This is a genomic window from Methylomonas sp. MED-D (genome assembly GCF_050276835.1).
GTDB lineage: Bacteria > Pseudomonadota > Gammaproteobacteria > Methylococcales > Methylomonadaceae > Methylomonas > Methylomonas koyamae_A.
Genome location: NZ_CP189965.1, coordinates 2,259,101 through 2,273,469, shown reverse-complemented (window position 1 = coordinate 2,273,469; position 14,369 = coordinate 2,259,101). Strand labels below are relative to the sequence as shown.

At 56.2% G+C, this 14,369-nt stretch carries 12 protein-coding genes; 3 read left to right on the top strand and 9 right to left on the bottom strand.

Annotated elements, in window-relative coordinates; all coding sequences use genetic code 11:
* Positions 1-26 precede the first annotated feature (26 nt).
* The 3 genes from glmM to rlmE all read right to left on the bottom strand — a co-directional run bounded on the left by glmM (position 27) and on the right by rlmE (position 4,094).
* Positions 27-1,367, bottom strand: coding sequence for a phosphoglucosamine mutase (glmM, locus tag ACQE3E_RS10060; protein WP_064025407.1), 1,341 nt, complete (start codon positions 1,365-1,367; stop codon positions 27-29).
* 72 nt (positions 1,368-1,439) lie between these two features.
* A complete protein-coding gene (gene ftsH / locus ACQE3E_RS10055; RefSeq protein WP_175463748.1) occupies positions 1,440-3,356 on the bottom strand; it encodes an ATP-dependent zinc metalloprotease FtsH in 1,917 nt (638 codons plus the stop codon).
* Positions 3,357-3,473: 117 nt separating this feature from the next.
* Positions 3,474-4,094 (bottom strand): 23S rRNA (uridine(2552)-2'-O)-methyltransferase RlmE, encoded by a 621-nt coding sequence (gene rlmE, locus ACQE3E_RS10050; RefSeq protein ID WP_064025409.1) that lies wholly within the window; start codon positions 4,092-4,094, stop codon positions 3,474-3,476.
* Between the two features lie 48 nt (positions 4,095-4,142).
* On the opposite strand from rlmE, the gene yhbY reads away from it, so the two are divergent.
* The gene (gene yhbY / locus ACQE3E_RS10045) at positions 4,143-4,409 is read left to right on the top strand and encodes a ribosome assembly RNA-binding protein YhbY (protein ID WP_175463738.1); all 267 of its coding nucleotides are present in this window, start codon (positions 4,143-4,145) and stop codon (positions 4,407-4,409) included.
* Between the two features lie 53 nt (positions 4,410-4,462).
* Here yhbY and greA read toward each other — a convergent pair whose 3' ends face one another.
* The 4 genes from greA to ACQE3E_RS10025 all read right to left on the bottom strand — a co-directional run bounded on the left by greA (position 4,463) and on the right by ACQE3E_RS10025 (position 10,058).
* Positions 4,463-4,939, bottom strand: coding sequence for a transcription elongation factor GreA (gene greA / locus ACQE3E_RS10040; RefSeq protein ID WP_427501576.1), 477 nt, complete (start codon positions 4,937-4,939; stop codon positions 4,463-4,465).
* A gap of 20 nt (positions 4,940-4,959) precedes the next feature.
* A complete protein-coding gene (gene carB / locus ACQE3E_RS10035; protein ID WP_427501575.1) occupies positions 4,960-8,181 on the bottom strand; it encodes a carbamoyl-phosphate synthase large subunit in 3,222 nt (1,073 codons plus the stop codon).
* 18 nt (positions 8,182-8,199) lie between these two features.
* Positions 8,200-9,333, bottom strand: coding sequence for a glutamine-hydrolyzing carbamoyl-phosphate synthase small subunit (gene carA / locus ACQE3E_RS10030; protein ID WP_071159439.1), 1,134 nt, complete (start codon positions 9,331-9,333; stop codon positions 8,200-8,202).
* A 221-nt stretch (positions 9,334-9,554) separates the two neighbouring features.
* On the bottom strand, positions 9,555-10,058 hold the full coding sequence (locus ACQE3E_RS10025; protein ID WP_313728162.1) for a Spy/CpxP family protein refolding chaperone: 504 nt from the start codon (positions 10,056-10,058) through the stop codon (positions 9,555-9,557).
* Positions 10,059-10,244: 186 nt separating this feature from the next.
* Here ACQE3E_RS10025 and ACQE3E_RS10020 point away from each other — a divergent pair, with 186 nt between their 5' ends.
* Complete coding sequence (locus ACQE3E_RS10020) at positions 10,245-10,928, top strand: response regulator transcription factor (RefSeq protein WP_071159443.1); 684 nt, start codon at positions 10,245-10,247, stop codon at positions 10,926-10,928.
* A gap of 4 nt (positions 10,929-10,932) precedes the next feature.
* A complete protein-coding gene (locus tag ACQE3E_RS10015; protein ID WP_313728164.1) occupies positions 10,933-12,480 on the top strand; it encodes an ATP-binding protein in 1,548 nt (515 codons plus the stop codon).
* Between the two features lie 135 nt (positions 12,481-12,615).
* Here the strand turns inward: ACQE3E_RS10015 and ACQE3E_RS10010 are convergent, their stop codons facing one another.
* Together ACQE3E_RS10010 and ACQE3E_RS10005 are read right to left on the bottom strand one after the other, a co-directional pair.
* A complete protein-coding gene (locus ACQE3E_RS10010; RefSeq protein WP_313728166.1) occupies positions 12,616-13,329 on the bottom strand; it encodes an EF-hand domain-containing protein in 714 nt (237 codons plus the stop codon).
* Between the two features lie 293 nt (positions 13,330-13,622).
* Positions 13,623-14,189, bottom strand: a complete 567-nt coding sequence (locus ACQE3E_RS10005; protein WP_064025431.1) for a c-type cytochrome — start codon at positions 14,187-14,189, stop codon at positions 13,623-13,625.
* Positions 14,190-14,369 lie beyond the last annotated feature (180 nt).

Here is a 14,369-nt window from a genome sequence, read left to right as displayed (position 1 = left end):
TATCATATCGGCTAACGTGTTTTTGTTCAAGCCGGGATGGCTTTCTTGACGTCGCTCGCCAATTGATTGGCATATTTATTGACGTCGTCTTCGTCCACGCCTTCGACCATCACGCGAATTAGCGGCTCCGTTCCCGAAGATCGCAGCAATACCCGGCCTTTTTCCCCGAGCTTCTTTTCCACGTTTTCGACGGCCTGTTTCAGGCTGGCAATTTCATCGATTTTGACTTTTTTATCGGTTTTGACGTTAATCAAAACCTGCGGGTACTTTTTCATGCCGGATTTGAGTTCATGCAAGTTCTGGCCCGACTTCTGCATTTCCGCCAGTACTTGCAACGCCGAGACGATACCGTCGCCGGTCGTGGTCTTATCCAGACAAATGATGTGGCCGGAACCTTCTCCCCCCAGCATACCCTTATTTTCGGTCAGCATTTCCATCACGTAGCGGTCGCCGACTTTGGCGCGGAGCAGCGGCACGCCCACGGATTTTAGCGCGTGCTCCATGCCAAGATTGGACATCAGGGTACCCACCACGGGACCGACCAATTTACCTTCAGCCTGACGGGAACGGGCGATGATATAAATTAATTCGTCGCCATCGACGATTTCGCCCTTGTGGTCGACCATGATGATGCGATCGCCGTCGCCGTCCAAGGCAATTCCGACATCGGCGCGAAACTCCATGACTTTGGCTGCCAACAGTTCCGGCTTGGTGGCGCCGCATTCGTCGTTGATGTTCAAGCCGTCCGGCTCGGCGGCGATCGTTACGACTTCCGCGCCCAACTCGCTGAAAACATGCGGCGCGATGTGATAGGTGGCGCCATTCGCGCAGTCGATCACGATACGAATGCCCTTGAAGTCCAAATGCGCCGGCACCGAGGCCTTGCAAAATTCGATGTACCGACCGGCCGCATCGTTAACCCGCTTGGCCTTACCTAATCTAGACGACTCCACGGTTGTCATCGGCATGTCGAGATATTGCTCAATCTGCTGTTCTACATCGTCCGGCAACTTGGTACCGTCAACCGAGAAGAACTTAATGCCATTATCGTAGTAAGGATTGTGCGAGGCGCTAATAACGATGCCGGCGCTGGCACGAAAGGTTCGAGTCAGGTAAGCGATTCCCGGCGTAGGCATGGGTCCTAATAAGCGAGTATCGACGCCCGCCGCGGACAAACCAGCTTCCAGCGCCGATTCGAACATATAACCCGAGATCCGGGTATCTTTACCTACCAATACGAATCCGTTGCTCTCCTTGGCAAACACCTTACCGGCGGCCCAACCTAACTTGAGTAAAAAATCCGCGGTAATCGGCGGCTCGCCCACCTTGCCCCTGATGCCATCGGTTCCGAAATATTTTTTTGCCATAGTGCTAGTTCTACCTTGATATGACCAAAAAAAAGAGAGGCCGAAGCCTCTCTTGGTTTTGCCGAAAATTACTTAGCCTTGTTCCGCGGCGCCGCCGATCGAAGAATCGGGTGTTTTTTGATCCCAAGGACCGGTTTGCGCGTCGGTGTTGGAGGACGGAGTATCATCCCAACCCTTTGGCTCCCGTACCGGCCGTCTTTCCATCAAGTCGTCGATTTGATATTTGTCGATCGTTTCGTATTTCATCAACGCGTCGGCCATCGCGTGCAGGATATCCATATTGTCCTTCAAGATCTTCTCTGCACGCTCGTAATTGCGGTCGATGATGGAGCGAATTTCCTCATCTATCGTATGGGAGGTTTCTTCCGCGACGGACTTATGTTGAGTCACCGAACGACCCAGAAAAATCTCGCCTTCTTCCTCACTGTATGCTAACGGCCCCAAGCGCTGAGACAAGCCCCATTTGGTGACCATATTGCGGGCCAACTCGGTCGCTCTCTCGATGTCGTTGGACGCACCGGTCGACACCTGTTCCCAGCCAAAAATCAACTCTTCGGCAATCCGACCGCCATATAAACTGGAGATCATGCTGTCCAACTTGCATTTGCTGGCACTGTATTGGTCGCGCTCCGGCAAGAACATCGTCACGCCCAATGCGCGTCCGCGCGGCATGATACTGACTTTGTACACCGGGTCGTGCTCCGGAACCAAGCGGCCGACAATCGCATGACCGGCTTCGTGGTAGGCAGTCATTTTCTTTTCTTTCTCGTCCATTACCATCGAGCGCCGCTCGGCGCCCATGATCAATTTGTCCTTGGCTTTTTCCAAGTCCATCATGCTGACCAGACGCTTGTTCAAACGCGCCGCGAACAAAGCCGCTTCGTTGACCAAGTTAGCCAAATCAGCCCCGGAAAACCCTGGCGTGCCTTGCGCGATGTATTTGATCTTGACATCTTCGGCGGCCGGCACTTTCTTCAAATGCACGTTCAGAATCTGTTCGCGACCCTTAACATCTGGCAAACCCACGACCACTTGACGGTCGAAACGACCGGGACGCAACAATGCTTTATCGAGGACGTCGGCACGGTTGGTGGCCGCGATGACAATAATACCCTCGTGCCCCTCGAAACCGTCCATTTCGACCAGCAACTGGTTTAAGGTTTGTTCGCGCTCGTCGTTACCGCCACCCAAACCGGCACCGCGGGAACGGCCAACCGCATCGATTTCGTCTATGAAAATGATGCAAGGCGCATGTTTCTTGGCTTGATCGAACATATCCCTGACCCGAGAAGCACCGACACCGACAAACATCTCAACGAAATCCGAACCGGAAATCGTGAAGAACGGCACTTTGGCTTCGCCGGCAATCGCGCGAGCCAGCAAGGTCTTACCGGTACCCGGAGGTCCGACCATCAATGCGCCGCGCGGTACTTTACCGCCGAGACGTTGATATTTGGCGGGATCTTTCAAGAAGTCGACCATTTCCTGAACTTCTTCCTTGGCCTCGTCGCACCCGGCAACGTCGGCGAAGGTCACCTTGTTCTGGTCTTGATCCAGCATGCGGGCCTTGCTCTTACCAAAGCCCATCGCACCGCCGCGGCCACCGACTCCGCCGCCTTGCATCTGGCGCATGAAGAACACCCAAACCGCAATCAGCAGCAGGATGGGTCCAAACGACACGAACACCTGCATTAGCATCGAAGGTTCTTCGGGAGGCTGCACGTTGATTTCGACGCCGTTGCCCAACAAATCATCGATCAAATGCGGATCGTTGGGCATATAAGTCTTGAATTTATCGCCGGTCTGCATCCGTCCCTTAACCGTGTTGTCGGCTATCACTACTTGCTGGACTTGTCCGGCTTTTACCGCATCAATCAGCTGCGAATACGACAAGTTCGAATCGCTACGCGCCGAGCGCGCGCCGAAATTGTTGAATACGGCCATCAATACAACGGCGATAACCACCCACAAAACCAAATTTTTAATCATATCGCTCAAAGTACGCGCTCCGGCCAGGAATGGCTCCAAACGTTTATAAACCGAGTAATTGTATCAGGTATACTCGTAGCTCGCCGCCCATCATAGCTCGATCAGCGGGGACTTTCCTTATTTTTTAAATCCTTTCGCCAGGATATAGACCTCGTTACTCCTGGGTCGCGACGCTTTCGGCTTACGGATTGCCACGCTGTTGAAGCGTAGCCGCACCTGATTATAGTACTCGTCGAAACCAGCGCCTTGAAACATTTTTATTAAAAAGGTCCCGCCTTGGATTAGAAACTGCTCGGCGGCATCCAATGCCAGCTCGCCTAAGTAGATGGCCCGCGGTTGGTCGGTCTCCCGGCTACCACTCATATTGGGGGCCATGTCCGACAATAACAAGTGTACCGGTCGACCATCCAGCACTTGATAAAGTTGTTGTAACACCTCGTCCTCGCGAAAATCGCCTTCGATAAAGTCAACGCCGGCAATCGGCTCGATGGCGAGTAAATCCAGCGCGACCACCTTGTCGCTTTTCGCCAGCATCTTGCGAGCGTACTCCGACCAGCCGCCGGGAGCGGCGCCCAAATCGACGACATTCATTCCCGGCCGTAAAATCTTGTCCTTTTCTTGAATTTCAATCAGTTTGAAGACGGCACGGGAACGATATCCCAAAGCTTGGGCCTTCTTGACATACTCGTCTTGAAAATGTTCCTGCATCCATTGATGACTACTTTTGCTGCGTGCCATATGCCCGATTCATGTAAAATTTGCGGAAATACCACAGAAGGAAACAGAGTGAATCCGATCCAAAAAAAACAACTGAAAGCCCAGGCGCACGCCCTCAACCCGGTAGTGATGGTCGGACAAGCCGGCTTGACGCCCGCCGTAGTGAAAGAAGTCGATCAAGCGCTACTCGCCCACGAACTGATTAAAGTCAAAATCCGCGCCGAAAGAGACGATCGCGCCGCGATCAGCGAACAAATCTGTGGGGAAACCGGTGCCGAACTGGTGCAATCGATAGGCCAAATCGCGGTGTTGTTCAGGCCCAACCCTAAGAAGTAACAGCGACCTAGCAGCCGTTGAGAAAGCCAGCCCCTCTCAACGGCGAACGCCGGCTAAATATATTTTACTGAAATAATTTCGTACTCGATATCGCCGCCCGGCGCCTTGACGACTACTACATCTTCGACTTCCTTGCCGATCAAAGCCCTGGCTATCGGCGAACCGACCGAAATTCGCCCTTCCTTAATATTGGCTTCGTCCTCGCCGACGATTTGATAGATAACCACCTTGCCGGAACCGGTATCCTCGATTTCGACGGTAGCGCCGAACACCACCTTTCCGTTGGCATCGGTTTTGGTCACATCGATAATATTGGCATTCGACAACTTGCCTTCGATCTCGGCAATTCGGCCCTCGGCAAAACTTTGCTGTTCGCGCGCGGCATGATATTCGGCGTTCTCCTTCAAATCGCCGTGCTCGCGCGCTTCGGCGATCGCCTGAATAATGCGCGGTCGAACCACGGTTTTCAACTCTTCCAGTTCGGCGCGCAATTTATTGGCGCCGACCACGGTCAACGGAAATTTCTGCATTTCCTCTTCCCCTCTTCAATTCATCCGTTAAAGGTTTGATGTAAATCCCGCAGGCAATTAACATCGCCGGCTTCGAGTTCGCCCAAGGCGTAGCACGCGGCGCGAGCGCCGGCCATCGTCGTGTAATAGGTGACCCTGCGCTGCAAGGCCTCACGGCGCATCGTGAACGAATCCGCCACCGCCTTGGCCCCTTCGGTGGTATTGACGACTAATTGGATTTCTCCGTTTTTAATCATATCCACGGTATGCGGCCGGCCTTCGTTCACCTTGAACACTTCCTGGCAGGCGATGCCCGCTTCCCTCAGAACCCGCGCGGTACCGCGCGTCGCGACGATCTCGTAGTTCTTGGCGATCAACATTCGCGCCAATTCCGGCAATTTTGCCTTGTCGGCGTCGCGGATACTGATCAGCACCTTACCACTATGGCTCAAATCCACGCCTGAAGCCCTTTGCGACTTGGCGAAGGCTTCTCCAAAGGTCTTGCCGACGCCCATTACCTCGCCGGTAGACTTCATCTCCGGCCCCAACAACGGGTCTACGCCGGGGAATTTAATGAAAGGAAACACCGCTTCCTTGACCGAGAAATATTCGGGAATACGCTCTTCGGTAACCCCTTGCTCTTTCAAGGATTTACCGGCCATGCAGCGCGCGGCGATTTTCGCCAATGGATAGCCGGTCGCCTTGGACACGAACGGCGCGGTCCGCGAAGCTCGCGGATTGACCTCCAGCACAAAGATTGTCTCGCCTTGAATCGCAAACTGGGTATTCATCAAGCCGCGAACGCCTAACGCTTCGGCCATTTTCGCAACCTGCGCCCGCAACTGATCCTGGATATGCAGCGGCAAATCGTAAGGCGGCAAAGAACAGGCCGAATCGCCGGAATGCACGCCCGCTTGCTCGATATGCTCCATCAAGCCGCCGATCAGAACGGTTTCGCCGTCGTAAATCGCGTCCACGTCCATTTCCACGGCATCGTCCAAAAATCTATCCAGCAATACTGGCGAATCGTTGGAAACGCTAACCGCTTCCTTCATGTAACGGCGCAGGCCTTCCTCGTTGAACACGATTTCCATCGCACGACCGCCCAATACGTAGGACGGCCTTACCACCAACGGGTAGCCGATTTCCTTCGCCGACGCGACGGCCTGTTCGACCGAACGGGCGGTGGCATTCGGTGGCTGCAGCAAATTCAAGCGTTCCAGCAATTTCTGAAAGCGTTCGCGATCTTCGGCCAAGTCAATTGAATCAGGCGAAGTACCGATAATCGGCGCGCCGGCCGCTTCCAACGCTCGCGCTAGTTTCAGCGGGGTTTGCCCGCCATATTGGACGATGACACCCTTGGGTTTTTCCAGATCGATGATTTCCAGCACGTCCTCCAGCGTTAGCGGCTCGAAATACAAGCGATCCGACGTATCGAAGTCGGTGGATACCGTCTCCGGATTGCAGTTGATCATGATGGTTTCGTAACCGTCTTCCCGCAGGGCCAGCGCCGCATGTACACAACAATAGTCGAATTCAATACCCTGCCCGATCCGGTTAGGACCGCCGCCCAAAATAACGATTTTTTCCCTGGAGGATGGATTCGCCTCGCACTCTTGTTCGTAAGTCGAATACAGGTAGGCGGTATCCGATGCAAATTCAGCCGCGCAGGAATCGATGCGCTTGTAGACCGGACGCACCCCTTTCTTGTGACGCACGTTGCGCACTTCCGATTCCTTGGTTTCCAGCAGCTTCGCCAATCGTTTGTCGGAAAACCCCTTGCGTTTGAGCCGTAGCAATTCGCCGGGCTCCAAAGTCGCCAGGGTTTTGGTGGCCAAGGTTTTTTCGGTATTGATCAAATCCTCGACTTGCGCCAGGAACCAAGGGTCGATTTTCGATGCTTGATGAATTTCTTGGAAGCTCAAACCGCTGCGAAAAGCGTCGGCCAAATACCATAAGCGTTGCGGGCCGGGATAGCGCAATTCCCGCAGGATGATGTCTTCGCTGTTAGCGTCGCCAAGATCGGCAATTTCGTCGAGACCGTCAACTCCGACTTCCAAGCCGCGCAAGGCTTTTTGCAGCGATTCCTGAAAGGTGCGGCCTATCGCCATCACCTCGCCGACCGATTTCATCTGAGTGGTCAACCGATCGTTGGCTTGCGGAAACTTTTCGAACGCAAAGCGCGGTACTTTCGTGACGACGTAGTCGATAGTCGGCTCGAACGACGCCGGCGTCTTACCGCCGGTGATCTCGTTTTTGAGTTCGTCCAACGTAAAACCGACCGCCAATTTGGCGGCAACCTTGGCAATCGGAAAGCCGGTGGCTTTGGAAGCCAATGCCGACGAGCGCGACACGCGCGGATTCATCTCGATGACAATCAAACGACCATTGTCGGGGTTGATCGCGAACTGCACGTTGGAACCGCCGGTATCGACCCCGATCTCCCGCAATACCGCCAGCGAAGCGTTACGCAGAATCTGATATTCCTTGTCGGTCAGGGTTTGCGCAGGCGCGACGGTAATCGAATCGCCGGTATGCACGCCCATCGGGTCGAAGTTCTCGATAGAACAAATGATGATGCAGTTATCCTTGGAATCGCGGACCACCTCCATCTCGAACTCTTTCCAGCCCAAAACCGATTCTTCGATCAACAGTTCGTTGGTCGGCGACAAATACAAGCCGCGCTCGCAAATCTCAATGAATTCCTCGCGATTGTAGGCAATACCGCCACCGCTACCGCCCATCGTAAACGACGGCCGGATGATGGTCGGATAGCCGACTTTTTCCTGAGCCGCGAAAGCTTCCTCCATGCTATGGGCGACTTGCGAGCGCGCTACTTCCAGGCCGATCTTACGCATCGCCTGGTTGAACAGATCGCGATCCTCGGCCTTGTTGATGGCTTCCTTGGTGGCGCCGATCATTTCGACGCCGTATTTGGCCAGAACGCCATGCTTATCCAAGGCCAACGCGCAATTCAGCGCGGTCTGGCCGCCCATCGTCGGCAGCACCGCGTCGGGACGCTCTTTTTCGATGATTTTCTCGACGGTTTGCCAGTCGATAGGCTCGATGTAAATCGCGTCGGCCATGTCCGGATCGGTCATGATCGTCGCCGGATTGGAGTTGACCAGAATCACTCGGTAGCCTTCTTCGCGCAAGGCTTTGCAGGCCTGGGTACCGGAGTAGTCGAACTCGCAGGCCTGACCGATCACGATCGGTCCGGCGCCCAGTAACAAAATCGATTTTATGTCGGTTCTTTTTGGCATATCACTCTAGGGAAATCTTTAAGCGGAACGAGGCTGGTTCATCATTTCCAGAAAAACGTCGAACAAGGACTCGACATCGTGCGGGCCGGGGCTGGCTTCCGGATGACCTTGAAAACTGAAGGCCGGCACGTCGGTACGGGCAATGCCTTGCAAACTGCCGTCGAACAACGACACATAGGTAGGCTTTAAGTTAGCCGGCAGGCTGTCGGCGCTGACCGCGAAACCGTGGTTTTGACTGCTGATCATGACCCGACCGCTCGCCAACTCCTGCACCGGATGGTTGGCGCCGTGATGACCAAATTTCATCTTCTCGGTTTTAGCGCCGCTGGCCAAAGCCAGCAATTGGTGTCCCAGGCAGATGCCGAACACCGGCAATTTTTTCTCGATGATGGCTCGGATCGCGGCGATTGCGTAATCGCACGGCTCCGGATCGCCAGGGCCGTTCGACAAGAACACGCCGTCGGGATTCATCGCCAACACCTGCTCGGCCGGCGTTTGGGCCGGAACGACGGTGACCCGGCATCCGCGACTGGCCAACAAGCGGAGAATGTTGCGTTTGACGCCGAAATCGTAAGCCACCACGTGCTTGGTTAAATTCGACGCTTGCGCGTGGCCTTCACCCAATTTCCAGACCGTCTCGGTCCATTCGTAGGCTCGCGCGGTCGTGACTTCCTTAGCCAGATCCATACCCTGCAAGCCTGGAAAACCGTCGATGGCGGCCTTGGCAACCTCGACATCGACGGCATCGCCGGCCATAATGCAGCCGCGTTGTGCGCCTTTATCGCGCAGCAGACGGGTCAATTGCCGGGTATCGATGTCGGCGATCGCGACAACGTTTTGTTCGCGCAAGTATTGCGGCAAGGTTTTTTCGATACGCCAGTTGCTGGCCAATTGCGGCAAATCACGCACGACCAGACCGCTGGCGTAGACCTTGGCCGATTCGTCGTCTTCGGCGTTGGTGCCGACGTTACCGATATGCGGATAGGTCAAAGTGACGATCTGTTTGGCGTAGGACGGATCGCTGAGTATTTCCTGATAACCGGTCAGTGCCGTGTTAAATACCACTTCCCCCACGGAACAACCGTCGGCGCCGATCGACGCCCCGTGAAACACCGTCCCGTCTTCCAATACCAGTAATGCAGGTTTATTCAAGATTGGCCACCTTAGATGTAGAAAACGGGATAAGTCTTGCGACTCATCCCGTTCCAGAGAGATAAAAACAGGCCAATTTTACGAAATTATGCCAGTTTGGTCATTAATAATTTTCTATTTTGGTGCATTGAGGAAAATCCCGATGCGGCGGACGGTCAATCGAATTCGATCGCCGTAGCGCCAATCCAGAGGGTTGGGCTATGAGCGATCAGCAGATCTGTTCAATGATCGCGCTTGGCCATGTCGGCCAACATCGCTTGCTGTTGTTCGCTGGTCAACAGCTTGAAAATACCGTTATCCAATTTGGCTTTTTGCAGCATGGCACGACGTTGTTCGGCCAATTGATTGTCGATTAACTTCGCGGCGGCGTCCTCGGAAAATTCGCTGGAAAACGACAGTTTATGCTGTTCGCGCACCGCGTCCCGAAATTCGTCGCGCTTGGCGCCGGGTTCGCCGAGCGTAGTCTTGATCAGCGCCTTAATCGCGGTTTTCTGCTGCTCGGACAGCTCCAACTTGGCCAAATAAGGCGGCAACTCACCACCGGGATGTTTAGCCTGATGATGCGGCGGCCGCCCACCGTGCGCGGGCCCCTCCAATTCAGGATCAACATCGTTATTGGCGTACATGACCGCCCAGTCGCGCGGCGCGGCGCCGAACGTCGGTTGAGCCTGGGCGGCGACCGGTAGCGCCAACATCAGTACTAAAATAGAAAATGGTTTGTTCATAGAGTTTCCTCGAAGTCGATTAAGAATTCGACATCGCCTAGCGGGCGGCGTCGGAATCCAGTATGCCAATCGCTAAGTTAAGTGGCGTTAGAGCGATGTAAATTCAGGTAAATGCGGCGATCCGACGCTGGCGCGCGCCGACGCTGGCCGTTATCATGAACCGGTCTAGCTTAGAGATTCCCCGTTATGAACACTGTACTGATTATCGACGACGACACCGAACTGGCCGCGCTGTTCGGCGAATACCTGCAACAGGAAGGGTTTGGCGTGGACATTGCCAACGACGGCGCCACCGGCCTGGCAAAAGCCCTGTCCGGCGGGTATCAACTGGCGATCTTGGACATCATGCTCCCCGACATCAAAGGCACCGAAGTCCTCGCAAAAATTCGCGCCGAAAGCCGTTTGCCGATTCTGATGTTTACCGCCAAGGGCGACGATGTCGACCGAATCATCGGCCTTGAGTCCGGTGCCGACGACTACGTCCCCAAACCGTGTACGCCCCGCGAATTGGTGGCGCGGATACGTGCGATTTTGCGGCGGGTTCAGCGCGATACCGCGACCTCATCCGGCCCTATCGTTGCCGGACCGCTGAAGATCTGGAGCGAGAAACGCAAAGCGCTGTGGTTCGAGCGCGACTTGGAACTGACCAGCACCGAGTTCAATTTGCTGGAAACCCTGGCCAGCCACGTCGGCCATATCGTCAGTAAAAACGAGTTGTCGGAGAAAGCCCTGGGCCGGCCGCTGGCGCGCTTCGACCGCAGCATCGACGTACACATGAGCAGTATTCGCCAGAAACTCGGCACTCAACAGGACGGCCGCTCCTATATCCAGACCGTGCGCGGCCAGGGCTATCAAATGATTAAAGCCTGACCCGATGGACCGTTTGTTCTGGAAGTTTTTTTTCGCCTTCTGGCTGGCCTTGCTGACCGCCGGCTTCGGTGTCGGTAGCGTGGTCTGGTTGCGCCATAACGCCCAACACGCGGCCGAGAATCAAGCGCGCAACCAAACGATCGACGTCCGCCGAGCGGCGTTGATCGAAGTCGCCGCGCGGATTCTGACTCACGGCGGCTCCGACGCGTTACGCGAGTTTCTCGGCGCCTTGAGCCAAACCCGATTTCCGGCAATTTTCGCGGTGGATAACGACGGCCGCGACGTGTTGAATCGCGAACTGTCACCGGAGGTCTTGAAGCAAGCGCGCGAATTGCACGACAAAGGCACTTATCCCGACGCGTTGCGAGAAATTTCCGCCGGGGATGGTCGGCAGTATCTGCTGTTTATTCCGGCGCGCGAATTCGGTCTGACAGACGTCCTGAAACCGTTGCTACGCGCCGGCGAACCGCATTTTTTCGACGATCCGCCGCCGCGTCCTCCCGACTTCGATCGCCACGACGGTCTCGGACCAAAATCGGACTTCGCCGAACTCGGTCCGCCGCCGCGCGACGACCACCAACACCCGGGCGGTCCGCCGCCGGAATTCGGCGACGGCGGACCGCCGTTGCGCGAGCACCCACCGCCGGTGTTGCCTATCGCCGCCGGCACCCTGGCCGGTCTGCTGTTCAGCAGCCTGTTGGCCTGGTACTTCGCCAAACCGATCCGCACCTTGCGCGCGGCGTTCGCCGCGCTGGCCCAAGGCAAGCTGGACACCCGCATCGCCGATCGCATGGGACATCGCCACGACGAATTATCCGATCTGGGCCGCGACTTCGATCACATGGCCGGACAAATCGGCGACTTGGTCCACGCTCAACAGCGCTTGTTGCACGACGTCTCCCATGAGCTACGCTCGCCGCTGGCCCGCATCCAGGCCGCGATCGGTCTGGTACAGCAAATGCCCGCCAAATTGCCGGCCACATTGGAGCGCATCGAACGCGAATCGCAGCGCATGAGCGATTTGATCGGCGAGCTATTGATGCTATCGCGCTTGGAAAGCGGCGTGTCGGCGAAACCGACCGAAACCGTCGACCTCGACGAATTGCTGGGCGACATCGTCGCCGACGCCGAACTGGAAGCGGCCGGCCGCATCCGCCTAGTCTACCGGGCGGGCGGCGAAATCCTGTTGCGCGGCGACGCCGAGTTGCTGCACCGCGCCTTCGAGAACGTCATCCGCAACGCGGTTCAGCACTGCCGTACCGACGGCGCGGTCACGGTCGCGGCCAACTCGGACGGCAAGCTCGCCACCGTCTCGGTCGAAGACGACGGCCCCGGCGTGCCGGAAGCCGAACTGGAAACAATATTTCAGCCGTTTTTCCGCAGCCGTAATCACAACAAGGCAGGCAGTACCGGCCTGGGTTTGACGATTGCGTTGCGGGCCGTGGCGGCCCACGGCGGCCGCATCAAAGCGGTCAACCGGCCGCGCGGAGGCTTGAAAATCATCCTGGAATTTCCCCTCGGCGGCCCAACCTCTGCAAGCCCCCACGCTTGACCCACCGGCCAAGCCGGCCTCGGTCGGGAGCACGACCGAACAGTCTGCGTGCCCATCAACCGTGCGATTGGCGGCAACGGCGTAAAGACCGGCGCGTGCCGACCAAGCCGCTTGCCGCCTGCATGGGAGGATGCCTCAAGCGGTCGTAGAAATCCCGGCGCCATTGCGGTCTCTATCGCCTCCGCCGCCATAGGCATGAATCAGTTGCATCATTTGTTTCATGAATTGTTGGTCGAGGCTGGAAGTGCCGGCGGACGCTGTTGTCGTGGCCGAATCGGCCGAAGCGCTATCCGACCCCGACGTGTTTTTGGCGTCTTCGTAAGCCTTGGCCTCGCTGGCGCTGACCTTGCCGTCGCCGTTGCTGTCGGCGGCGTCAAAGTTGGCGGCGATATCGCTTAGCGTTTGCGAACCTTCGTTGTCGGTGGCACTCAATTTCTCCGACATACTGGATAATTGATCCTTGGTCAAACCTGAATCGTCCTCGCCGCCCGGCGGTGGCGGCGGCATGTCGCCCTGCCCTTGCATCCGCATCCTCGGAAACGGGCCGTCTAACTCCGATGCCAATTTTTCCAGGGTTGCCTGCATTTCCGATTGGGTTACCTTGCCGTCGCCATCGCCATCCAACTTAGCAAACAGGTCGTCGGCGCTGCTATTCGAGCTCGAATCCGAACCGGACACATTGCTCAACGCTGCTTGTAAATCGCTCTTTTCGATATAGCCCTGGCCCTTGGTGTCCAGCTTGGAAAACAAGTCCTCGGCCATTTTGGCGGTATCGGGTTTTTGCAAGGCTTTCGTGCCGCCGTACATCGCTCCCGCGCCGGAACCGTTAATGCTGCTGATGCTACTCATCGCTGTATCCTCATCTTTGCTAGGTAGTGACCGGGCAACCTGCCAAGGTTGCCGCCGATTAACGCGGAAATCGGCCTGTCTGGCCGCGCCGCACTAGAGCTAGTGCAAACTATCGGCCTAAATCCGCCGTTCTGGACGACAGTTTTGGTAAAGATGAGTAAAAGCTGGTTAAGAAATGTCGAGGAAGAAGCCTCGAAATCGAATGAATTCGCCGATTTGCAACAAAAAACCGGCCGGTGGCAAGTCGGTTTGCCGCCGGCCGGCAAGTCTTTGCCACCCCGCGCGGACCTAGCTTACAAGGACGCCAAATAGGCCGCCAGCGCTTTGATGTCATCGTCTGAAAGCGACTGAGCCATCGCATTCATTTGCGGTGCTTTACGGGCGCCTTTCTTGAAATCGGTCAATTGTTTGGCTAAGTATTTGGGTAGCTGGCCGGCCAGTTTCGGCGCCATGCCGACGCCCTGAGCGTTATTGCCGTGGCAACCCAGGCACATGCCGGCCTTATCCTTGCCAAGTTTGGCCAATGCCGGATCGCCGCCGGCCGATTTGCCTTGCAAGCTGGAAAAATAGGCGGCCAAATTTTGCATATCGGCATCGCTAAGTTCCTCGGCAATCGGCCGCATGACCGGGTCATCGCGCATGCCGGAGCGAAATTTGACCAGCTGACCTTCAATATAACCGGCATTCAGACCGGCCAAGCTCGGCCACAACGGCCCGCTACTCACGCCAACCGGCCCGTGACACGCTTGGCAGGCGGCCGACTTCGCCTTGCCGGCCCCGACATCGGCGGCCTGCGCGGCCCCCGCGAACAAGGCGAATAACGCCAGCCATTGAATTTTGATATTGTAAGATCGCTTCATAGACTTCTCCCGGTTTGGATAATGGACTCGCGAATTAAATGATGGTATCCCAATTGGTTTTTGACGTTGCCGCTACCCTGCGCGCGACCATCATAGTCAGCCTCGGCCGGCTAGGCAAACCCGCCCGCATGGCGCGGCCGCGCCGCTTAGGCAACAGGTATCGATTTGCCCGACAAACCG